The organism is Mesorhizobium sp. A623, assembly GCF_054489405.1.
This window is the reverse complement of record NZ_JBTMXB010000004.1, coordinates 216,805-237,603: the sequence shown is the minus strand read 5'-3', so window position 1 is coordinate 237,603 and position 20,799 is coordinate 216,805. Positions and strand designations below refer to the sequence as shown.

At 60.7% G+C, this 20,799-nt stretch carries 24 protein-coding genes; 15 read left to right on the top strand and 9 right to left on the bottom strand.

The features are described from left to right. Window positions 1-46: 46 nt before the first annotated feature. The 7 genes from ACX3P1_RS06740 (at window position 47) to ACX3P1_RS06710 (ending at window position 5,793) form a co-directional block, all read left to right on the top strand. Entirely contained in the window at window positions 47-967 is a 921-nt protein-coding gene (locus ACX3P1_RS06740; protein WP_459078780.1) for a DMT family transporter, read from the top strand. 48 nt (window positions 968-1,015) lie between these two features. Then, window positions 1,016-1,645, top strand: coding sequence for a molybdenum cofactor guanylyltransferase MobA (gene mobA, locus ACX3P1_RS06735; protein ID WP_459078779.1), 630 nt, complete (start codon window positions 1,016-1,018; stop codon window positions 1,643-1,645). Beyond that, entirely contained in the window at window positions 1,642-2,151 is a 510-nt protein-coding gene (gene mobB / locus ACX3P1_RS06730) for a molybdopterin-guanine dinucleotide biosynthesis protein B (RefSeq protein WP_459078778.1), read from the top strand. The genes mobA and mobB overlap by 4 nt, the downstream gene beginning before the upstream one ends. 148 nt (window positions 2,152-2,299) lie before the next feature. Beyond that, window positions 2,300-3,076 carry an ABC transporter substrate-binding protein gene (locus ACX3P1_RS06725; RefSeq protein WP_459078777.1) on the top strand — a complete coding sequence of 259 codons (777 nt, stop codon included), beginning with the start codon at window positions 2,300-2,302 and terminating at the stop codon, window positions 3,074-3,076. Window positions 3,077-3,281: 205 nt separating this feature from the next. Further along, on the top strand, window positions 3,282-3,995 hold the full coding sequence (locus ACX3P1_RS06720; RefSeq protein ID WP_459078776.1) for an ABC transporter permease: 714 nt from the start codon (window positions 3,282-3,284) through the stop codon (window positions 3,993-3,995). Next, window positions 3,992-4,825 (top strand): ABC transporter permease, encoded by an 834-nt coding sequence (locus ACX3P1_RS06715; RefSeq protein WP_459078775.1) that lies wholly within the window; start codon window positions 3,992-3,994, stop codon window positions 4,823-4,825. The genes ACX3P1_RS06720 and ACX3P1_RS06715 overlap by 4 nt, the downstream gene beginning before the upstream one ends. Before the next feature lie 98 nt (window positions 4,826-4,923). Continuing rightward, a complete protein-coding gene (locus tag ACX3P1_RS06710; RefSeq protein ID WP_459078774.1) occupies window positions 4,924-5,793 on the top strand; it encodes an NAD(P)-dependent oxidoreductase in 870 nt (289 codons plus the stop codon). Window positions 5,794-5,829: 36 nt separating this feature from the next. On the opposite strand, the gene ACX3P1_RS06705 is transcribed toward ACX3P1_RS06710, so the two are convergent. The 4 genes from ACX3P1_RS06705 to ACX3P1_RS06690 all read right to left on the bottom strand — a co-directional run bounded on the left by ACX3P1_RS06705 (window position 5,830) and on the right by ACX3P1_RS06690 (window position 8,260). Then, window positions 5,830-6,321: an Lrp/AsnC family transcriptional regulator gene (locus ACX3P1_RS06705; RefSeq protein ID WP_459078773.1), complete on the bottom strand. Its 492-nt coding sequence runs from the start codon at window positions 6,319-6,321 to the stop codon at window positions 5,830-5,832. A 106-nt stretch (window positions 6,322-6,427) separates the two neighbouring features. Beyond that, window positions 6,428-7,045: a uracil-DNA glycosylase family protein gene (locus ACX3P1_RS06700; protein WP_459078772.1), complete on the bottom strand. Its 618-nt coding sequence runs from the start codon at window positions 7,043-7,045 to the stop codon at window positions 6,428-6,430. Between the two features lies 1 nt (window position 7,046). Beyond that, entirely contained in the window at window positions 7,047-7,658 is a 612-nt protein-coding gene (locus tag ACX3P1_RS06695) for a glutathione S-transferase (protein WP_459078799.1), read from the bottom strand. Between the two features lie 41 nt (window positions 7,659-7,699). Beyond that, complete coding sequence (locus tag ACX3P1_RS06690; RefSeq protein ID WP_459078771.1) at window positions 7,700-8,260, bottom strand: thermonuclease family protein; 561 nt, start codon at window positions 8,258-8,260, stop codon at window positions 7,700-7,702. Window positions 8,261-8,386: 126 nt separating this feature from the next. Here ACX3P1_RS06690 and ACX3P1_RS06685 point away from each other — a divergent pair, with 126 nt between their 5' ends. Next, complete coding sequence (locus ACX3P1_RS06685; RefSeq protein ID WP_459078770.1) at window positions 8,387-9,913, top strand: sensor histidine kinase; 1,527 nt, start codon at window positions 8,387-8,389, stop codon at window positions 9,911-9,913. On the opposite strand, the gene ACX3P1_RS06680 is transcribed toward ACX3P1_RS06685, so the two are convergent. Further along, a complete protein-coding gene (locus tag ACX3P1_RS06680; RefSeq protein WP_459078769.1) occupies window positions 9,910-10,908 on the bottom strand; it encodes a nicotinate-nucleotide--dimethylbenzimidazole phosphoribosyltransferase in 999 nt (332 codons plus the stop codon). The genes ACX3P1_RS06685 and ACX3P1_RS06680 overlap by 4 nt on opposite strands. 164 nt (window positions 10,909-11,072) lie before the next feature. On the opposite strand from ACX3P1_RS06680, the gene ACX3P1_RS06675 reads away from it, so the two are divergent. Next, window positions 11,073-11,306 (top strand): DUF1289 domain-containing protein, encoded by a 234-nt coding sequence (locus ACX3P1_RS06675; protein ID WP_459078768.1) that lies wholly within the window; start codon window positions 11,073-11,075, stop codon window positions 11,304-11,306. Between the two features lie 13 nt (window positions 11,307-11,319). Then, window positions 11,320-12,024, top strand: a complete 705-nt coding sequence (locus tag ACX3P1_RS06670; RefSeq protein ID WP_459078767.1) for a TIGR02281 family clan AA aspartic protease — start codon at window positions 11,320-11,322, stop codon at window positions 12,022-12,024. 20 nt (window positions 12,025-12,044) lie between these two features. Here ACX3P1_RS06670 and dusA read toward each other — a convergent pair whose 3' ends face one another. Next, window positions 12,045-13,073 carry a tRNA dihydrouridine(20/20a) synthase DusA gene (dusA, locus tag ACX3P1_RS06665; RefSeq protein ID WP_459078766.1) on the bottom strand — a complete coding sequence of 343 codons (1,029 nt, stop codon included), beginning with the start codon at window positions 13,071-13,073 and terminating at the stop codon, window positions 12,045-12,047. A 345-nt stretch (window positions 13,074-13,418) separates the two neighbouring features. Here dusA and ugpB point away from each other — a divergent pair, with 345 nt between their 5' ends. From ugpB to ACX3P1_RS06640, 5 genes are all read left to right on the top strand, one after another. Continuing rightward, the gene (ugpB, locus tag ACX3P1_RS06660) at window positions 13,419-14,729 is read left to right on the top strand and encodes a sn-glycerol-3-phosphate ABC transporter substrate-binding protein UgpB (protein WP_459078765.1); all 1,311 of its coding nucleotides are present in this window, start codon (window positions 13,419-13,421) and stop codon (window positions 14,727-14,729) included. Window positions 14,730-14,813: 84 nt separating this feature from the next. Next, window positions 14,814-15,698 (top strand): sn-glycerol-3-phosphate ABC transporter permease UgpA, encoded by an 885-nt coding sequence (gene ugpA / locus ACX3P1_RS06655; RefSeq protein ID WP_459078764.1) that lies wholly within the window; start codon window positions 14,814-14,816, stop codon window positions 15,696-15,698. Window positions 15,699-15,707: 9 nt separating this feature from the next. Then, window positions 15,708-16,556, top strand: coding sequence for a sn-glycerol-3-phosphate ABC transporter permease UgpE (gene ugpE, locus ACX3P1_RS06650; RefSeq protein WP_459078763.1), 849 nt, complete (start codon window positions 15,708-15,710; stop codon window positions 16,554-16,556). 5 nt (window positions 16,557-16,561) lie between these two features. Next, entirely contained in the window at window positions 16,562-17,599 is a 1,038-nt protein-coding gene (locus ACX3P1_RS06645; RefSeq protein ID WP_459078762.1) for a sn-glycerol-3-phosphate import ATP-binding protein UgpC, read from the top strand. Window positions 17,600-17,662: 63 nt separating this feature from the next. After that, entirely contained in the window at window positions 17,663-18,169 is a 507-nt protein-coding gene (locus ACX3P1_RS06640) for a GNAT family N-acetyltransferase (RefSeq protein WP_459078761.1), read from the top strand. A gap of 88 nt (window positions 18,170-18,257) precedes the next feature. Here the strand turns inward: ACX3P1_RS06640 and ACX3P1_RS06635 are convergent, their stop codons facing one another. From ACX3P1_RS06635 to ACX3P1_RS06625, 3 genes are all read right to left on the bottom strand, one after another. After that, on the bottom strand, window positions 18,258-18,383 hold the full coding sequence (locus tag ACX3P1_RS06635) for an MFS transporter small subunit (RefSeq protein ID WP_459078760.1): 126 nt from the start codon (window positions 18,381-18,383) through the stop codon (window positions 18,258-18,260). A gap of 16 nt (window positions 18,384-18,399) precedes the next feature. Continuing rightward, window positions 18,400-19,791 carry an L-lactate MFS transporter gene (locus tag ACX3P1_RS06630; protein ID WP_459078759.1) on the bottom strand — a complete coding sequence of 464 codons (1,392 nt, stop codon included), beginning with the start codon at window positions 19,789-19,791 and terminating at the stop codon, window positions 18,400-18,402. A 203-nt stretch (window positions 19,792-19,994) separates the two neighbouring features. Beyond that, window positions 19,995-20,789, bottom strand: a complete 795-nt coding sequence (locus ACX3P1_RS06625) for an FAD binding domain-containing protein (RefSeq protein ID WP_459078758.1) — start codon at window positions 20,787-20,789, stop codon at window positions 19,995-19,997. Between the last annotated feature and the right edge of the window lie 10 nt (window positions 20,790-20,799).

Below are 20,799 nucleotides of genomic sequence, written 5' to 3'. Positions count from 1 at the left end.
AGCGCGGCTGCTACAGGCTTGCTCCAGATCGCAATGGAAGCGCGCCGTGCCCTTATCTCCAAATCTTCGCGGCGCACTGTTCATGGTCGTGGCCATGGTTGGCTTCACCATCAGCGACGCGCTGACCAAATATCTGTCCGAAACCATGAACATCGCGCAGGTCATGCTGGCGCGCGGCGTGTTTGCCACCTTGATGGTCGGGCTGCTCGCCTGGCATCGCGGCGCATTCGCAAAACCCCGTTCGATGCTGCATCCGCTGGTAGCCGTGCGCGTTGCAGGTGAGGCATCCGCCACGGTCGCCTATTTCATCGCCCTGTCCCATTTGCCGATCGCCAATGTATCCGCTGTGCAGCAGGCCCTGCCCCTGGCCGTAACCATGGGAGCCGCGCTGTTTTTCGGAGAGTATGTCGGATGGCGACGCTGGCTTGCGATTGCCGTGGGCTTTGCAGGCGTGCTGGTCGTCGTGCGGCCGGGCTTCGACGGCTTCAACGCCTTCTCCCTGTTGGTTCTGGTGTGCGTGTTCCTTTGCACCATACGCGACCTCTCCACGCGGAAAATCCCTGTCGAAATCCCCACCCTGCTGATATCGGCGGTAACCTCGCTCGCCGTCACCCTCGTCGGCGCCGCAATGCTTCAACCGATGGGCGGATGGACGCCCCTGACCCTGGAAGCCACCGTGCTCCTGGCAATCGGGGCTGTGCTTCTTCTGGTCGGCTATCAGTTCATCATCATGGCGATGCGCATCGGTGACATTTCCTTCATCTCGCCGTTCCGCTACACGGCGCTGCTTTGGGCGATCCTGTTAGGCGTCTTTTTGTTCGGCGATTTCCCGGACATGCCGATGATCGTCGGTGCAACCATCATCGTCGGCTCGGGCATCTACACGCTGTATCGCGAACAGATCGTCGGCCGTGGAAAAGCCGCAGCCGAAAGCACTGGACCGACGATGGCGCCGGACGGCATATAGGCGCCACGCACACGCATCGCATGCGGCATGCTTGCAAGGGCATTTTCCATGAGTGACGAAATTGCCGGCGTCATCCTTGCCGGTGGACTGTTAAGACGAATGGGCGGCGGCGACAAGGGCCTGCTGCAATTGGCTGGCCGACCTATCCTCTCCCACGTCATTACCCGGTTTTTCCCGCAAGTTGCGCGACTGGCTTTGAACGCCAATGGTGACGCCTCCCGCTTCAAGCATTTCGATCTCCCCGTGGTCGCCGACACGGCCGAGGGATTCGCCGGGCCGTTGGCCGGCGTGTTGGCCGCTTTGGAATGGGCGGCGGCAAACGGGTCCGCGACCTCCTTGGTCAGTGCGGCCGGCGATACGCCGTTCCTGCCCCTCGATCTGGTGCAGCGGCGGGCATCTACCGCCGGCGCATCGCCTGACCGCATCACTGTTGCTCATTCCGACGGTCGGAGCCATCCGGTATTCGCGCTTTGGCCGGTTTCGCTGCGCTCGCCACTTTCCCGCGCCTTGGCCGAGGGCCAGCGCAAGGTGTCGGCCTTTGTCGAGGGTCAGGATCACATCCACGTCGAGTTCGTGCCGGAGATCGAAGGCGGGCAGGTTGTCGATCCCTTCTTCAACATCAATACGCCGCACGATATTGCCGAGGCCGAACGTATATTGGGAGTCGGTGCGAAATGAACGCCTTCATCTTCGGAATTACCGGCTGGAAGAATTCCGGCAAGACGACGCTGACGGAAAGGCTGGTCATCGAACTGACGGCGCGTGGGTGGCGTGTCTCGACGGTAAAGCATGCCCACCACGATTTCGACATCGATCGGGAGGGCGCGGACAGTTTTCGCCATCGGCAGGCAGGGGCGGCCGAGGTCGCGATCGTTTCAGGGCGGCGCTGGGCGCTGATGCACGAGTTGCGCGACGAGCCGGAACCCGCCCTCGACGCAATCCTGGCCAGGCTGGGGCCTGCCGACATCGTGCTGATCGAAGGCTACAAGCGCGAATCACACCGGAAAATCGAGACGCGCAGACTTTCGGCCAAGGATACGACGCCGCTTTCCCAAAACGATCCGAACATCGTCGCGGTCGCTGCCGACTATCCCCAGCCATCGGAAAAACTGCCCGTATTCGCGCTCGACGACATTGCCGCGATTGCCGATTTTATCGAACGGACGACCGGCCTGTCGGGTTAAACGAGAACCGGAATAGGTTTCCGTTCGGCGACGGTTTTACAGTTGCTTTTTTTCCGCAAAAAGTGGGAGTATCCGTTCAGCGAGCGGTCGGGGAGACCGTTCCAAGGATCGTGGAAACAACGACCTTAGTTAAACAGAGAGGAACATTATGCGTATTGCACTGCGTATTGCGTTGGCAGCTTCCGCCGCGCTTCTGACGCTGGGCGTTGCCCAGGCCCAGGAAAAGACAATCAAGATCGGTACTGAAGGCGCCTACCCGCCCTTCAACAACCTGACCGCCGACGGCAAGCTGGTCGGCTTTGACGTCGATATCGCCCAGGCGTTGTGCGATGAAATGAAGGTCAAGTGCGAGTTCGTCGCCCAGGATTGGGACGGCATCATCCCAGCACTTCAGGCCGGCAAGTTCGACGCCATCATCGCCTCCATGTCGATCACGCCCGAGCGGCTGAAGCAGGTCGATTTCACCCACAAATACTACAACACGCCGCCGGCCATCGCCGCGCCCAAGGACACCGACATCAAGGGCGTGACCAAGGAAGACCTGGCTGGCAAGACCATCGGCGTACAGGCGTCGACCACCCATTTCAACTATTCGAGCAAAACCTATACGGACTCGACTATCAAGCCCTATCCTACCGCGCAGGAATACCAGCTCGACCTTGAAAACGGTCGGCTCGATGCGGTGAACGACGACATCGTCGTGCTTACCCAGTGGCTGGACACGCCGGATGGCGCCTGCTGCAAGATCGTCGGAACCATCAAGCCTGTCATCGAAATCCATGGCGAAGGCGCCGGCATCGCAATCCGCAAGGGCGAAACCGACCTGGCAAACCAGTTCAACACCGCGATCGACGCCATCCGCGCCAACGGCAAGTACAAGGAAATCAACGACAAGTATTTCAAGTTCGACGTTTACGGCGACTAGCCGTCAACGCCATCAAAACGAGCGGTGGGTTATCCACCGCTCGCCTGCAGCATACTCCTGACTTTGGGATCAAGTTTCTTCAGGTAATTTGCGCAAGTCGATGATTTCTCGAGCTTTTCGCATACTCTTTACCTGAAAGCGCAAGGGTTTGGCCGTGCCTGAGGGCAGCACGGTGTGCAAGCGACGGTGGAGGACAAGCGGGCGGATGCAGAGCACGTGGACGCTGCTCAGTTGGGGGCCTCAGGGCTGGCTGGACGACATCGGCTATGGGGTCTTCGTCACCGTGTCGCTGGCCTTGGCCACCTTGCCGCTCGGACTGGCAATCGGCTTTCTCGCGGCGCTCGCCAAACAGTCGAAAGAACCCTCGCTCCGGCTGGCTGGCGATATCTACACCACCATTTTCAGGGGGCTACCTGAACTGCTCACTCTCTTCGTCGTATTTTACGGCGCGCAGATCGGCATCCAGAAGGTCGTGCACCTGTTCGCCCCCGACGCGAATATCGAGGTCAACAGCTTCATTTCGGGCATGATAGCGCTGGGCGCAGTGTTTTCCGCCTATGCCAGCGAAGTATTCCTGTCGGCTTTCCGCGCCATCCCCAAGGGTCAGTATGAAGGCGGCCACGCGATCGGCCTGTCCGGCAGTCAGACCATGCGGCTGGTGGTGCTGCCGCAACTGATCCGCATCGCGCTGCCCGGCCTCGCCAATCTGTGGCTAATCCTGCTCAAGGACACGGCACTGGTATCCGCCATCGGCCTCACCGACATCTTGCGGCAGGCTGGTGTTGCGGCGCGTGTCACCAAGCATGCCTTTCTGTTCTTCGGCGTGGCCGCGCTGATCTATCTGCTGCTCGCCATTGTTTCTTCCGTCGGGATCAGCGCCATCGAGCGAGCCGTCAGGCGTCAGGACGTGCAGCGATGACAGCAGCATCGAAGAACCCCACCGCTGCCGATTTGCCGCCGCCCTTGCCTCCGCGCGTCTGGAACAGCCAGCGCGTTGGCGGTCACATCCTCATGGGCTTGTGGGCGTTACTTGGCCTGGCGCTCGTGTGGTTTCTGGCTTCTTCGTGGGATACGGAACTTATTACGAAATATGCGCCTAGCTATCTGAAGGGGCTCGGCGTCACCATTTCCCTGGTCGCCATATCCATTGTGGTCGGCGCGGTCATTTCTGTGCCCGTCGCCTATGCCCGCATGTCGAGGAACCCGTTTCTCTCGGGGCTGGCCTACGCCTACGTCTATTTCTTCCGTGGCACGCCACTGCTGGCCCAGACCTTTCTGGTCTATTACGGCGTCGGCTCCTTCAAGGCCGAACTCGATTCCGTGGGACTGTGGAGTTTCTTCCGCGAGGCGTTCAATTGCGCCATCTTCGCGTTTTCGCTGAATACGGCCGCCTATCAGGCGGAAATGTTGCGCGGCGCCATAGAAAGCGTCCCCAGGGGCCAATGGGAAGGCGCGGCCTCGCTTGGCATGCATAAACTGCAAACGCTGTGGAAAGTCATCCTGCCGCAGGCGTCCATCGTTGCCCTGCGTCCCTACGGCAACGAAGTCATCCTGATGATAAAAGGCTCGGCCATCGTTGCCATCATCACCGTCTACGACCTGATGGGGGTGACGCGGCTCACCTATGCGCGCACCTTCGATTTCCAGTCCTACATCTGGGCGGCCGTCATCTACCTGATGATTGTCGAGGTGCTGCGCCACACCATCGAATGGATAGAACGCCGCATCACAAAACATCTCAAGCGCTGACCGCTGGCACTATGCCCAAGGGTGCGCGGGCATCTTGACGTATCCTTCGCATGGCATAGACCATCGCGGCTCATATTCTCGTTCTGGAAGGTAAAGCGATGGCTTCGGTGGCGTTTCTCGGTCTTGGCGTGATGGGTTATCCCATGGCGGCGCATCTGAAGAACAAGGGCAAGCACGACGTTACCGTCTACAACCGCACGCAGACTACCGCCGAGAAATGGGTGGCCGAGCATGGCGGCAAGCTGGCGCAAACGCCGGCGGAAGCTGCCTTGGACAAGGACTTCGTCTTCTCCTGCGTCGGCAATGACGACGATCTGCGTTCCGTCACGATCGGGGAGCACGGCGCTTTCCGATCGATGAAGAAGGGCGCGATCTATATCGACAACACGACCGCTTCCGCCGAGGTTGCGCGCGAGCTTGACCAGAAAGCCACCGAAGCCGGATTTGGCTTCCTCGATGCCCCGGTTTCCGGCGGCCAGGCGGGCGCGGAGAACGGCGTGCTGACCGTCATGGTTGGCGGCGAACAGGAGGTTTTCGACAAGGCCCGGCCGGTGATCGACGCCTTTGCACGCATGGTCGGGCTGATGGGGCCGGCAGGCTCCGGGCAACTGACCAAGATGATCAACCAGATCACCATCGCCGGGCTCGTTCAGGGCCTGGCCGAGGGCATCCATTTCGGCAAGAAGGCCGGCCTCGACATCGAGAAGGTTATCGAGGTCATCTCCAAGGGCGCGGCTGGTTCCTGGCAGATGGAGAACCGCCACAAGACGATGAATGCCGGGAAATACGATTACGGCTTCGCCGTCGACTGGATGCGCAAGGATCTCGGCATTTGCCTTGACGAGGCGGACCGAAACGGCGCCAGCCTGCCGGTAACAGCGCTGGTCGACCAGTTCTACAAGGATGTGCAGGCGATGGGCGGCAAGCGCTGGGACACCTCGGCGCTGCTCGCCCGCCTGGAAAAATAAAGCAAACCGGTATTCCGTTCGGAATGGCACGCTAGATCAGGCGGCGTGCGCGCCTGATTCCTTGTCCAGCACCATGTAGTCGAGCGGCATCTCGGTCGTGTACTTGATTTGCTCCATGGCGAAGGAAGACGACACGTCGCGTATCTCGATCTTGGCGATCAGGCGCTTGTAGAAGGCGTCGTAGGCCGCGATGTCCGGCACGACGACACGCAGCAGATAGTCGACATCGCCGCTCATGCGGTAGAATTCGATCACCTCGGGGAATTCCTGGATCACCTCGGAAAACCGCCGCAGCCATTCATGGCTGTGCGAATTGGTGCGGATCGAAACAAACACCGTAACGCGGACGTTGATCTTGGTCGCGTCGAGCAGCGCCACCCGGCGCTTGATGACGCCTTCTTCCTCGAGCTTCTGGATTCGCCGCCAGCACGGCGTGGTCGACAGCCCGACTTTCTTGGCAACATCGGCCACGGCGAGCGTCGAGTCCTCTTGAAGGAGGCGGAGAATTTTTCTGTCCAGGCGGTCCATAGGCAGTCCTCGTGAAAATATCGCCTATAATCCGCCTTATCGACCTCATCTACAAGAAAGAAATTCCGCCATTTGCCGATACAACGAGGCATTTATTGCGCGCGAGCTAATCAACTCGACGCCGAATTTCTGTTCGAAGGAAAGGCAGCAAATCTATTTCGAACCACTGGTTGCGCTTCAGCCAGCCGGTGTTGCGCCATGACGGGTGCGGCAGGGGCAACACCTTCCGCTCCGCAGAGACCTCCCAGACGGAGCGCCAGTTCATCACCGTCTCGCGCAACGAGGCGCCACGCGCGCTCCCCATGTGCCAGGTCTGAGCATAAATTCCGATGGTTAGCACGAGGTCTATCTGCGGCATCTGCGCCATCAGCGGTTCACGCCAATGGATCGCGCATTCACGGCGCGGCGGCAGGTCGCCGCCCTTGGCGTCCTGGCCCGGAAAGCAGAAGCCCATGGGCACGATGGCGAATTTTTGCGGGTCGTAGAATTCATCGTCGGTAACGCCGAGCCAGTTCCGCAAGCGGTCGCCCGATGCGTCGGTAAACGGCCTGCCGCTCAAATGCACCTTAGTGCCCGGCGCCTGGCTGGCGATCAGGATTCTCGCATGCGACGAGGCGACGACCACCGGCCGGGGTTCGTGCGGCAGCGGCTTGCCGATCGGGTTTTCCACGCAGATACGGCAGGCACGGATTTGCGCCGTCAGCTGGTCGAGCGCCTCGCTCATATCAGGCGGCAGCGCTCGGCCGACTGGAGACGTCCTTGTACCAGCGCAGCACGTTCACGCATTCCGGCGGCATCTGAATGCGCGCCGGTTTCATGAAATCGACGGCGATCAGGCCGGTAATATCGGCAATCGAGTACGTATCGCCCGCGATGAACGCCCTTTCAGCCAATTCCCCGTCGAGAAATTCCAGGAATTCAATGGCTTTGGGCTTGTTCGCCTCGCCCCATTCCGGGATTTGCGGGATTTCCCACTCTTTCATCGCCGGATGGATGTGCCGGAACGCGGCGGCAACGCACGCCATGAGGTGGAGTTCAACACGCCTCTGCCACATCTCCACCGTCGCCCTGCCGACCGCGCCTCTGCCGAAGAGAGCCGGATCCGGGTGAAGCTCCTCGAAGTAGCGGCAGATCGCGACCGACTCGGTGATGATCGTGCCGTCATCCAGTTCCAGAACCGGCAGACGACGCAAGGGGTTGCGGGAACTTACGGCGTCCTGCCGGTGCTCCAGCGCGCCCATGTCGACGGGCACCAGAGGCACCTCGATGCCCTTTTCGGCCAGGAACACACGAACCCGCCGAGGATTGGGCGCGCGGCCGCCATCAAAAAGCTTCATCCGTCTCTCCTGTCCGGTTGAGGGTGAACATAGGTCGTCGATCACCAAAACCGAAGAGCCTGCCGTAGGCGATCGCCTGCCCACGCCAGAAAATCGTCGTGTTTCGGCTCGGTTTTCGCTCCGTGTCGTTGGCGCCATTCCTGGGGCCGCTCGAATGTGCCGGCCCAGATACCCGCCCGCGCGCCGCGAGCGGCGGCTTCCTCGGTCCCGAAACCGCCATAGGCGACCGCCCAACCCGCTTGCACTTGAGCACGGTTGAGATCGACGCCGCCGGCCGTGCAATCGCCCAGAAGCCGGCCATAGCGGTCGTGCTGCGACCCCGTACAGGAAACGGCCCGGCCGGCGGTCATGGCGGCGAGTGCTTCGCGCGCACGTTTGCCGCAGGCATAATCGGTCCCGTCCTGCTGGCAGGTTTGCGAATATTCAGGCGCATCGATGCCGCGTAGGCGGATGCGCGTCGTTCCCAGCGTGATCGAATCGCCGTCGACAACGGTAGCGGCTCCTCGTTCCTCGCGCATGTTGGCCCGCTCCAGCCGTGCCGCCACCAAAAGCAGAACTCCAAGCAGGACGGCCGTTACGCCGTAGTCCAGAAATGTTCGCAACCGGCTGCGTGGCCGGCGCGAATAAGGCCCACCGAAACGCTGACGCCTCATATGGCAAACAGTCTCTTAATCATTCGACGCTAGCGTTAGGAATTGCACCCGCTGCTCATAAAACTCGAAGTTTCCATGTCGTTGCAGTTCTCCAATACAGCGGACAAGAATATTGTGGACCGCCGCAAACCGCACCGCAACAGCGATGTATCGCGTGCCGTGCGCAAGATGCGCGACCGTCTATCGCAGCAATCGGGCAGCCACGATTACGACCGCGACCTTCTGAAGTTGCACGCCCGCGCCATGATCGGCGGCGCGACCGCCATTCCGTTGCTGGTGGTCGCGATCGCCGCAGCCGGTCTTGCCGCCGGCATGGGCCTCAATATCGTTATTTGGGCGTTGCTGACGGTATCCTGCTATGCCGGTCTCGCGCTCTTCGCCCGGAAGGTCGACCGTCTCGACACGGCAGAGTTGGCGAAGCCGCAGCAATACCGCAACAACTTTCTGGCGGCCCACTTCATGAGCGGGTTGGGCTGGGCCTATTTTGCCTCGCTCGGCTGCAGCACCTGCTCGGTCGACCAGGTTCCAGTCATCAAGGCGGTGATATTGCTGCTGGCCATGGCTGCCACGGCCATGATGGCCTCCTCGCTGCGCGGAGCCCTGCTCGCGACATTTGCCGGGCCGGTGGCGGTCTATGCCTACACCGCCACCCACATCCCCGCGCCCGTCGACGGTATCATGGTGGGGTTGCTTGTCGTCGCCCTGCCGTTTTTTTCCTATGTCGCCGGACAGCTCAACCGCTCGACCGTGATGTTCCTGTCGTTCCGGACCGAAAAAGACGCCTTGATCGCCGAACTGGAAACCGCCAAATCGATGTCGGACGAGGCGCGCCTGCGTGCCGAAGAAGCCAATCTGGCCAAGTCGCGCTTTCTCGCATCAATGAGCCACGAATTGCGGACACCGCTCAATGCGATCCTCGGTTTTTCGGAAGTAATGGCCAATGAGGTGCTTGGGCCGCTGAACAACCCCACCTATCGCTCTTACGCGCAGGACGTCCACGATTCGGGCCAACACCTGCTCGATCTCATCAACGAAATTCTCGACCTGTCGCGCATCGAAGCGGGCCGCTATCAGTTGCACGAAGAGCCTGTGCTGCTGCTCAACATCGCCGAGGATTGCTGCCACATGATGGAGCTACGGGCGCGCAACAAGGACATCCGCATCGTCCAGGATTTCGAGGCTCACCTGCCGCGCCTGTTCGCAGACGAAAGGGCCGTGCGGCAGGTCATTCTCAACCTCCTGTCCAATGCGATAAAATTCACCGTGACGGGCGGTGAGGTCCGAGTGCGCGTCGGCTGGACGGCTGGCGGCGGGCAATATGTTTCGGTCAGGGACAACGGGCCCGGCATCCCGGAAGACGAAATCCCGATCGTGCTCTCCGCCTTTGGGCAAGGCTCCATCGCCATCAAAAGCGCCGAGCAAGGCACCGGCCTTGGCCTGCCGATCGTGCAAGGCCTGATTGCCATGCACGATGGCGAGTTCGAGTTGCACTCCAAGCTTCGGGAAGGCACCGAAGCCATCGCGATCTTCCCCGTAAGCCGCGTGATGGAAGAGCTGCCGGCTCTACCGACCAAGGCCGTCGCAGGCGCTCGCAGGCGTTAAGCGGCAACAGCCCTCGCCATGCCCGAACTGCACAAGGCAGCCGCCTTGATGACGCCGGCCGCAAGGGCTGCGCCGACACCTTCCCCATGGTACAGGCCGAGGTCGAGCAACGGGCGAAGGCCCATCAGGCCGGCGGCTTTGCGATAGCCCGGCTCCGGCGGCAGGCTGGCCAGAAGGCAATGATCGAGCGCCGCCGCATTGGCGGCATGCAGGACCGCCGCCGCTGCCAGCGCGGCAAAACCGTCTATCACCACCGGAATTTTTTGCATGCGCGCCGCGATGATCGCGCCGGCGATGGCCGCGAACTCCCGGCCGCCAACCCGCCGCAGCGCTTCCAGCGGGTCATCGAGATGGCCGCGATGAAAGGCGAGCGCCGCATCCACGATAGCTGCCTTTCGCGCCATCATCGTGGCATCCGCGCCGGAACCGGGACCGACCCATTCAGCGCCCTCGCCGCCGAAAATCGCCGCCAGCAGGGCAGCCGCAACGGTGGAGTTTCCAACGCCCAGGTCGCCGAGGCACAACAGATCCGTACCGTCGGCAATGGCTTCCATCCCGAACGCCATGGTGGCCGCGCAGCCGCGCTCGTCCAGCGCCGCCGTCTCGCTGATATCGCCGGTCGGAATATGCAGTGCGAGATCGAAGACTTTCAGGCCGAGGTCGTAGGCGATGCATATCTGGTTGATTGCCGCCCCACCGGCTGCGCACAACTCCACGGAACCGGCAGTCGCAGTGACGGAGCGCGGCGAGATGCCGTGTCGGGCGACGCCATGGTTTCCGGCAAAGATCGCCATCAGCGGGCGCGACACGGCGGGCGGCGCGCGGCCGGACCATGCAGCCAGAAAGGCGGCGATATCCTCGATGCGGCCAAGGGAGCCCTGTTGCTTGTCTGCCTTTGCAAACAGCGTCCTTACGCGTACCTCGGCCTCCTTGTCCGCCGCCGGCAGGTTAGCGAGAAGGTCGCGAAAGTCGTTGAGAGGCAGCGCGTCGTTCATGTCGGCATTTCCTGTGGTTTGTCTGGCGGCATAGCCGTCCTGACGTACTGGCACAACCTTTCGTACTGGCGCGAAAGTGGTCGCGAGTGGCGGAATCCGAAGGGCTTGCATTGGCTTTCCAGTTACACCATGTGGGAGATAACCAAGGAACCAGCGCCAATCCCATGACCGCCGTCGAATCCCCCTGCATTCTGGTCTGCTCTATAGACATGAAGACCGGCTATTGTTTCGGCTGCGCCCGCACGCGCGAAGAGATCGGCGCATGGCTCGACATGACGCCTGAAACGCGCAAGTCGGTCATGGCCGAACTGCCGGCGCGCCTCGAAACGGTCGAACGCAAGCCGCGCCGCGAAACGCGCCGCACGCGCATGGCCCGCGAGCGCGACCTCCTCCCATGAATCGATGCCTGCCTTGAACCGGCTGTTCTGGATAATCATGGGGGTCATTGGCGTTGCGCTGATCCTGTTGATGTTCAACAATTCGGCTGGAACAACCTTCGGTCTAGCCAACGACGATTTCGGCCAACTTGTCTGGCTGGGTGCCTTCGTGGCGCTGATCGGCGCGGGTGTGCTGCGCTCGGGCCGGTCATTCGGCACGGTGGCGGGGCAGCTTGGCGTTTGGGTCATCATCGTGCTCGCCCTGATCGCGGGCTACCAGTACCGCTATGAATTGCAGGATTTTGCCAGCCGGGTCACAGCCGGGCTGGTTCCAGGCAGCCCGCTCGCCCTCAGCGTCGAAGACGGCAGCGCAACCGTTACGCTTGAAAAGGCGCTGAGCGGTCATTTCGAAGCGCGCATCCTGGTCGACGGCACAGCCATCCATACCGTGGTCGATACCGGCGCAAGTAGCACGGTCCTGACCAGCAACGATGCACGAGCCGCAGGCTTCGATCCGGCCGCATTGAACTACACGATACCGGTCTCGACCGCCAACGGCACCACCAAGGCGGCCGGCGTGAGAGCAGACGAAATCTCCATCGGCGGGATCGTGCGCAAGGACATACCGGTCCTGGTCGCGGCACCCGGCACGCTGGGACAAAGCCTGCTCGGCATGAATTTCATCGGCACGCTATCCGGCTTCGACGTGCGCGGCGACCGCATGATTTTGCGCGACTGATTTCGTCAGGCCCCTACCGATCAGGCTGCCTGCTCGTCCGCGCCTTCGAAATTGACCGCCGCGAACGCGGCTTTGAGCACATCCGGCCCGGCCCCGGGCCTCGTGCCCTCGGTGGAAAGAATCTGCCGCCAGCGGCGCGCGCCGGGAAGCCCATGGAACAGACCCACCATATGGCGCGTCACATGACCGAGCCGTCCGCCTCCTTCGATATGACGAGCCACATAGGCTGACATAATTTCGATTAGTTCGGGATAGTCGAATTCACCGGCGTCCGCACCGTAGAACGCGGCGTCGATCCCGGTGAGCAGACCGGGCGTATGATAAGCGGCGCGGCCGAGCATGGCCCCGTCGAGGTTCTGCAAATGTGTCTCTGCCTCATGCAGGGTCTTCACACCGCCGTTTATGCCAATGAAACGGTTGCCGTTTTTTGTCCTCAGGCGATAGACGCGCTCGTAGTCGAGCGGTGGCACTTCCCGGTTCTCCTTGGGGGACAGGCCAGCCAACCACGCCTTGCGCGCATGCACCCATAGCGCGTCCGCTCCGGCGGCGAACACGCCATCGGCCAAAGCGTCCAGCGCTTCCTCCGTATCCTGGTCATCCACCCCTATACGGCACTTCACGGTAACAGGGATACGCACCGCCGCTTTCATGGCCGCGACGCATTCGGCGACAAGCACCGGCGTCTTCATCAGGCAGGCGCCGAATGTGCCGGACTGGACCCGGTCCGAAGGACAGCCGACGTTGAGATTGATCTCGCGATAGCCGAAAGACTCGCCGATGTGGGCTGCTTGCGCCAGTTTGGCCGGATCGGACCCGCCAAGCTGCAACGCAACGGGATGTTCAGTGGCATCGAATCCCAACAGCCGCTCGCGCGTGCCATGAATGGCGGCGTCCGCCACCACCATCTCCGTATAAAGCAGGGCATGGCGCGTCAATTGACGGTGGAAGAACCGACAATGCCTATCAGTCCAGTCCATCATGGGAGCCACTGCTATAACGGGGCTTCCGTAAACGAAGGGCTTTCCCCTAAATTGTTGATCTTCCGTCATTCAGCCGATGCTCGTTCGCGTGTCCACCTTCGTTCAGCGTCGTGCGAGGCGACAAAGGTAAAAATGGAGAAGTCCGCTATACCGCGCCAATGCGGACAAAGCGAGCAGACGGGAGCATCGGTAAAAATCAACCCTTTAGCGGCCATCGATTGTCACATGATTGTCGCCAGCTCCGTATAGCCGATGGCTTCCGCTTTTCAGGAGCGGGCGGGCCGCGGGATTTATTAGAAAGATCGCATTTTTCCTTCGGCCGCAACTGTGCAACAAAATCGTTGTCGATCGCCATTTCGGCACATATCCTCATTTGCGGGAATTCAAGCCGCAAACGGCATACGGGAGAAAATCATGAAATTTTTGGGCGTTTCGATTGGTGCTGCGGCGACGCTGACCCTGCTTTCCACCAGTTCGGCCTTTGCCGTGACGCAAATCAGTTGGTGGCACGCCATGACCGGCGCCAATGCCGCGGTGGTCGACAAGATCACCAAGGATTTCAACGCCAGCCAGAAGGACTACGAGGTTGTCCCGGTGTTCAAGGGGACATATCCCGAAGCGCTGAACGCCGGAATCGCTGCCTTTCGCGCCAAGCAGGCACCCGACATCATCCAGGTGTTCGACGTCGGAACCGGGGTCATGATGGCTGCCGAAGGCGCGATCAAACCGGTGGCCGACGTACTCACCGATGCCGGCGCGAAATTCGACAAGAGCCAGTATTTGCCCGGCATCGTCGCCTATTATTCGAAACCGGACGGCACCATGCTGTCCTTCCCCTACAATTCGTCCTCGCCGATCCTCTATTACAACAAGGATATTTTCGAAAAGGCCGGGCTTGATGTGAACAACCCGCCCAAGACCTGGAACGAGGTGTGGGACGCGGCCAAGAAGATCAAGGCGAGCGGTGCGGCGGAATGTGGCTACACCACGACCTGGCTGACCTGGATCCATCTGGAGAATTTCGCAGCCTGGAACAACGTGCCGTGGGCGACTCAGCAAAACGGGCTTGCCGGCGGCGATGTGAAGCTTGAGATCAATGCGCCGATCTACGTCAATCATTTCCAGGCTATCGCCGACCTCGCCAAGGACGGCACGTTCAAATATGGCGGCCGCACCTCGGAGGCAAAGCAGATCTTCCTCGCCGGCCAATGCGGTATCCTGACCGAATCCTCCGGCGGCCTCGGCGACATCGTCAAGTCCGGCATGAATTACGGCATCGGCCAGCTTCCCTACGACAGCGACGCCAAGGGCGCACCGCAGAACACGACGCCGGGCGGCGCCAGCCTGTGGGTATTCGCCGGCAAGTCGGACGAGAAGTACAAGGGCATTGCAGCGTTCTTCACCTATCTGTCGCAGACCGACGTGCAGCAATATCTGCATGAAAGCTCGGGTTATCTGCCGGTAACGCTGGCCGCCTACGAGGCGACCAAGAAGTCGGGTTTCTATGACAAGAACCCCGGCCGGGAGACCCCGATCCTGCAGATGATGGGCAAGGAGCCGACCGACAATTCCAAGGGCGTGCGGCTTCCCAACCTGCCGCAGGTTCGCGACATCCAGAACGAGGAATTCGAGAAGATGCTGGCCGGCCAGGAAACGGCGCAGCAGGCGCTCGACAACGCGGTTGAGCGGGGCAACAAGGCGATTGAGGAAGCGAACAGCAATTGAGCCTCGCTGCTGGCCCTGTAGCGTGAGTAAACTTATCTCGCTTTGGCCTGCCGGGCATCTCCCCCTGATTCGGGGAGATGCAGCATGAGCCCGCGCGTCATTTTCCCGAACAAGGTTCTGCCCTATGCGCTGGTGGCGCCGCAACTCGCCATCACGCTGATCTTCTTCTACTGGCCTGCCGGACAGGCGGTCTATCAATCGATGCTGAAGGAGGACCCCTTCGGCCTCAGATCCAGGTTCGTCTGGTTCGACAATTTCAAGCGGGTGCTGTCCGAACCGGCTTATCTCAATTCGATCAAGGTTACGGTGGTGTTTTCGCTGGCAACGGCCATCGTCGCCATGGGCGTGGCGCTTCTGCTTGCCGTCATGGCCGAGAAGGCGGTACGGGGAAAGGGCTTTTACCGCACGCTTCTGATCTGGCCCTACGCGGTGGCTCCGGCAATCGCCGGCATGCTGTTTCTGTTCATGTTCAACCCGTCGATCGGCAGCCTCGCGATTGTCCTGCACAAGATCGGCATCGCCTGGGACCCGCTGCTGGACGGCACGGATGCGATGGTGCTTGTGGTCGTCGCGGCGGCCTGGAAGCAGATAAGCTACAATTTCCTGTTTTTTGTCGCCGGGCTGCAGGCAATCCCGAAAGCGCTGATCGAGGCAGCGGCAATCGACGGCGCGGGCGAGACCAAGAGGTTTTGGACAATCGTCTTCCCGCTGCTCGCGCCCATCACCTTCTTCCTGCTCGTCATCAACACCGTTTATGCGCTGTTCGACACGTTCGGCATCATCCACGCCGTCACAGGCGGCGGACCGGGCAAGTCGACCGAGACGCTGGTCTACAAGGTGTACAATGACGGCTTCGTCAATTTGATCCTCGGCGATTCGGCCGCGCAGTCGGTCATCCTGATGGCCATCGTCATTTCGCTTACCGCCATCCAGTTCCGCTATGTCGAGAAGAAGGTGCATTATGGCTGAGGCGGCAGCATGATCGGCCAGTCGCCGCTTCGCACCTTTGTCGCGCATGCCGTGCTGATCCTCGGCATCCTGATCGTCGCGTTCCCGATTTACTACACCTTCGTCGCCTCGACGCAGACGCTTCAAACGATCCTGCGGCCACCCCTGCCCCTGCTTCCCGGCGGAGAATTCTGGGCCAACTACACGGAAGCGCTGTTCGGCGGCGTCGGGCGCATCGGCGGCGTGGGCGTCGGCACGCTTTTGTTCAACACCACCGTCATGGCGCTGGGCATTGCCGTCGGCAAGATCTGCATTTCGATCCTCTCGGCCTACGCCATCGTCTTTTTTCGGTTCCCGTTCAGGATGGCGATCTTCTGGCTGATCTTCATCACGCTGATGCTGCCGGTCGAGGTACGCATCATGCCGACCTACAAGGTGATGGTCGATTTCGGCCTGATCGACACCTATGCGGGGCTGATCCTGCCGCTGATCGCGTCTGCAACGGCCACGCTTCTGTTCCGGCAGTTCTTCATGACCATTCCAGGCGAACTGGTCGAGGCCGCGCGCGTCGATGGTGCCGGACCGTGGCGCTTCTTCTTCGACATCCTGCTGCCGCTGTCGCGCACCAATATCGCAGCCCTGTTCGTCATCCTCTTCATTTATGGCTGGACGCAGTATCTGTGGCCATTGCTGGTCACCAACAGCAACGACATGAACACCATCGTCATCGCGCTGCGGAAAATGGTTTCCTTCGCCGACGCCGATACCCAGTGGCATCTCGTCATGGTCACGGCGATGTTCGCCATCGTGCCGCCGATCCTCGTCGTGGTGCTGATGCAGCGCTGGTTCGTGCGCGGCCTGGTCGATTCGGAGAAATAAGAACGATGGCGACAGTCGACCTGAAGGACGTGAAGAAGGTTTACCCCAGCGGCGTCGAAGCCGTGAAGGGTGTTTCCATCGCTATCCCCGACAAGGAACTTTGCGTGCTGGTCGGTCCTTCCGGCTGCGGGAAATCGACGCTTTTGCGGATGATCGCCGGGCTGGAAACCATCTCGTCGGGCACCGTCTCCATTGATGGAAAGGTGGTCAACGAGGTCAGCCCTACCGATCGCGACATCGCCATGGTGTTCCAGAATTATGCGCTTTATCCGCATATGAAGGTTTACGACAACATGGCCTACGGCTTGCGCAATCGCGGCACGCCGAAGGACGAGATCGAAAGGCGCGTGCGCGCGACGGCCAAGACGCTGGAACTCGACCATCTGCTCGACAGGCGGCCGCGGGAGCTTTCGGGCGGCCAACGCCAGCGCGTCGCCATGGGCCGCGCCATCGTGCGCAATCCGAAAGTGTTCCTGTTCGATGAGCCGCTTTCCAACCTGGACGCCAAATTGCGCGGTCAGATGCGGGTCGAGATCAAGAACTTGCAGCGCTCGCTCGGCGTAACCTCCGTCTATGTCACGCACGACCAGTTGGAAGCGATGACGCTGGCCGACGTTCTGGTGGTCATGAATGGCGGTTTGGTCGAACAGGTAGGCGCGCCGCTCGATATTTATGAGAAGCCGGCCTCGACCTTCGTGGCTTCCTTTATCGGTGCCCCGCCGATGAACCTTCTGGCGCTGGCGGATGGCGTGCCCCCCGGCGTTTCATCCCCGGCGGCAACCGCCGTCACGATCGGCTTTCGTCCGGAAGACGCCGATGTGACGTTCGATGGGGAAACCCCGACTGGAACACTGGTCCTGCCGGCGACGGTCGAGGCGGTCGAACCCGTCGGTGCGGAGAGTTTTCTTCATTGCACCGTCGACAGCGGCCGCGTTGTCGTGCGCGTTGCGGGCCGGGCGACCGCGAAGCCGGGCGACACCTTGCGCATCGTCTCTAGAGCCGAGAAACTGCATTGGTTCGATGAGGCCGGGAAACGCGTCTAGTGGATTGACGAACACCCTCCCTGTTCGACTTTGTGGCATCGGCTGCAACGCGAAATGGATGCCATGACCACAGACGTGCCCTATCCGATAGACACCGTCGCACCGATGGACGCGGCAGCGGTTCTGGCGCTCAACAACGAGCATGCCGCCGAACTCTCGTGGCTTGAGCCGGAACAACTGACGCACCTGCTTGGCCAGAGCTTTTACGCTCGCCGCATAGGCCAGGTCGAAGCCTTCATCATGACGTTCGATCAGGATGCCGACTATTCCAGCCCGAATTTCCAGTGGTTTCGCGACCGCTATCCGCGCTTCGTCTATGTCGACCGCGTCGTCGTCGCCAAATCGGCACGCGGCAGAGGCCATGCGCGGCGGCTCTACGACGCCTTGTTCGCGCATGCGAAGCAGAACGGGCATGAACTGGTTACCTGTGAAGTGAACGCCGATCCTCCCAACCCTGCTTCGGATGCATTTCATGCAGCGCTCGGCTTTGCTGACGTCGGGGCCGCCGTCATTCATGGCGGCGCAAAATCGGTCCGGTATTTCGCCCGCACTCTTCCCGAGGCTCGATAACCGAGCCAGCGCCCGGCAGGATTCAACTCCGCGATCATAAAGAAACGGCGCCATTTACGGCGCCGTTTCGTCGTCCAGACCGATCGGTCTATTTGAAAAGCTGAAGCGCGTTCAGCAGCGTCTGGAACACACCCCATACAAGGGGGATGCCGACGAAGCCCCAGGCAAGGACGAGTTGCACAGGGGTGGTCGCTCTATGATCGTTGTCTTCCATGATGACTACCTCCTTCTCAACCGGCGACCGGCGAAAGCGCACCGTCTTCGGCCCTCATGTGGTGACGTTGATCCACCGCCTTGACGAAGAAGTTGCAAACGAACCCGACAACGAACAGGCCCGCCATGATATACATGGTGGTGTTGTAGGCATCCGCTTTTGCCACATTATGGGTGACGTTGTATTCGCGGATGTAGTTCACCAGAACCGGACCGAAGATGCCGGCCGCCGACCAGGCGGTGAGCAGGAGCCCGTGGATGGCGCCGACATAGCGGGTGCCGAACATGTCGCGCAGATAGGCCGGCACCGTCGCGAAGCCGCCGCCATACATCGAGATGATGATACAGAAGCAAAGCACGAAACCGGCGACGCTGCCTGCAGCACCCGTCAGCGGCACCAGGCAGTAGAGGATGAAGCCCAGCACCATGAACACGAAATAGGTGTTCCTGCGTCCCAGATAGTCGGATGTCGTGGCCCAGGCGAAGCGGCCGCCCATGTTGAAAAGGCTCATCAACCCGACCAGACCGGCCGCTGCGATCGGCGTGATAAGGCCCGGGAACATTTCCTGGCTCATCGCCGAAGCCTGCCCCAGAACGCCGATGCCTGCCGTGGTGTTGACGCACAGGATTACCCAGATCAGCCAGAACTGCGGCGTCTTCAACGCGTCATAGACATAGACGTTGTTGCTGGAGATCAGCTTGTTGGATTTCGGCGCGACGTAGCCTTCCGGCTTCCAGTCGTCTGGCGGGACGCGCACGATGATCGACCCGATCACCATGAACACGAAATACACGACGCCCAGAATGATGAAGGTTTCCATCACCCCGATATGAATGTCGGTGGTGAACTTCCTCATCAGCCAGACCGATAGGGGCGAGGCGATGAACGCGCCGCCGCCAAAGCCCATGATGGCCATGCCGGTCGCCATTCCCGGACGGTCGGGGAACCATTTGATGAGCGTGGACACCGGCGAAATATAGCCGATGCCGAGTGCAATACCGCCCAGAACGCCATAGCCTAGATAGATCAGCCACAGCGCATGGAGATGGACACCGATTGCGGAAATCAAAAACCCGCCGGCCCAGCAGCAGGCGGCGGTGAACATGGCCTTGCGCGGGCCGCCTTCTTCCACCCAGCGGCCGAATACCGCTGACGAGACGCCGAGGAAGAAGATCGCCAGCGAAAATATCCAGCCGAGTTCGGTCAGTTTCCAGTCGTCAGGCGTGGATTCCGTTATCCCGACAAGTTTGGTCATCGGCAGATTGAACACGCTATACGCGTATGCCTGACCGATGCAAAGATGCACGCAAAGCGCTGCTGGCGGCACCATCCAACGACTGTAGCCGGGTCTGGCTACCGTGCGTGCGCGGCTGAACCAGCCCACGCCCCCCTGTGTCTGCGTTACCATTTTTCCTCCCGATGCAATGATTCATGATCATAAACAGGAGAACGATAAGCAATTAGATCGCATAACGATACAATAAATTCTGTTGTTTAATATATTAGATACAGGAATTTCGTCGGCATGAAAAAGCCGATGGACATCCATCGGCTTTTTCCTTGCAAGCATCAGACGCGTTTAATTATCTGATAAATATGTGTTTTGTCCGCTTATAGGTTAGCCGCCGTCACGGCACGTTTGGCCATGACCACGATCAGGTTGGCGCGGTAGTCGGCGGATGCGTGCATGTCGCTCATCAAGTCCGTTGCCGGCACTGTTACCCCTTCGAGAGCGTCCGAATCGAAATTCTTCGACAGCGCGGTCTCGATTTCCTTCGAACGGAATACCCCATCGTCGCCCGCACCGGTAATCGCCACGCGGACCTCCTTGTCCTTTGCAACGAACACACCGACGATGGCATAGCGGGAAGCCGGGTTGCGGAATTTTTCGTAGGCCGCCTTGGCCGGCGCGGTAAAAGAAACCGCCGTAACGATTTCGCCGTCCTTCAGCGCCGTCTCGAACAGCCCAGTGAAAAATTTGGCCGCCGCGATCTCGCGCTTGTTGGTGGTGATGGTAGCGCCAAGCGCCAGCATCGCCGCCGGATAGTCCGCCGCCGGATCGTTGTTGGCGATGGAACCGCCGATGGTGCCCTTGTGGCGCACCGCCGGGTCGCCGATCAGCGAGGCAAGATGCGCCAGCGCCGGGCACGCCTTCTTCAGTTTTTCGTCGGTGGCGACCTCGAAATGCGTGGTGCCCGCACCGATGGTCACCGACTTGCCCGATACTTTGACGCCCTTCAGTTCCTTGATCTGCGACAGATCGACCAGATCGGAAGGTGCTGCCAGCCGCGTTTTCATGGCCGGGATCAAGGTCATCCCGCCCGAAAGCGGCCTGGCGTCGCCGGTCTTGAGCAGTTTGACGGCTTCAGTGACCGAGGCGGCACGGTGATAATTGACGGAATACATGGTTCTGTCC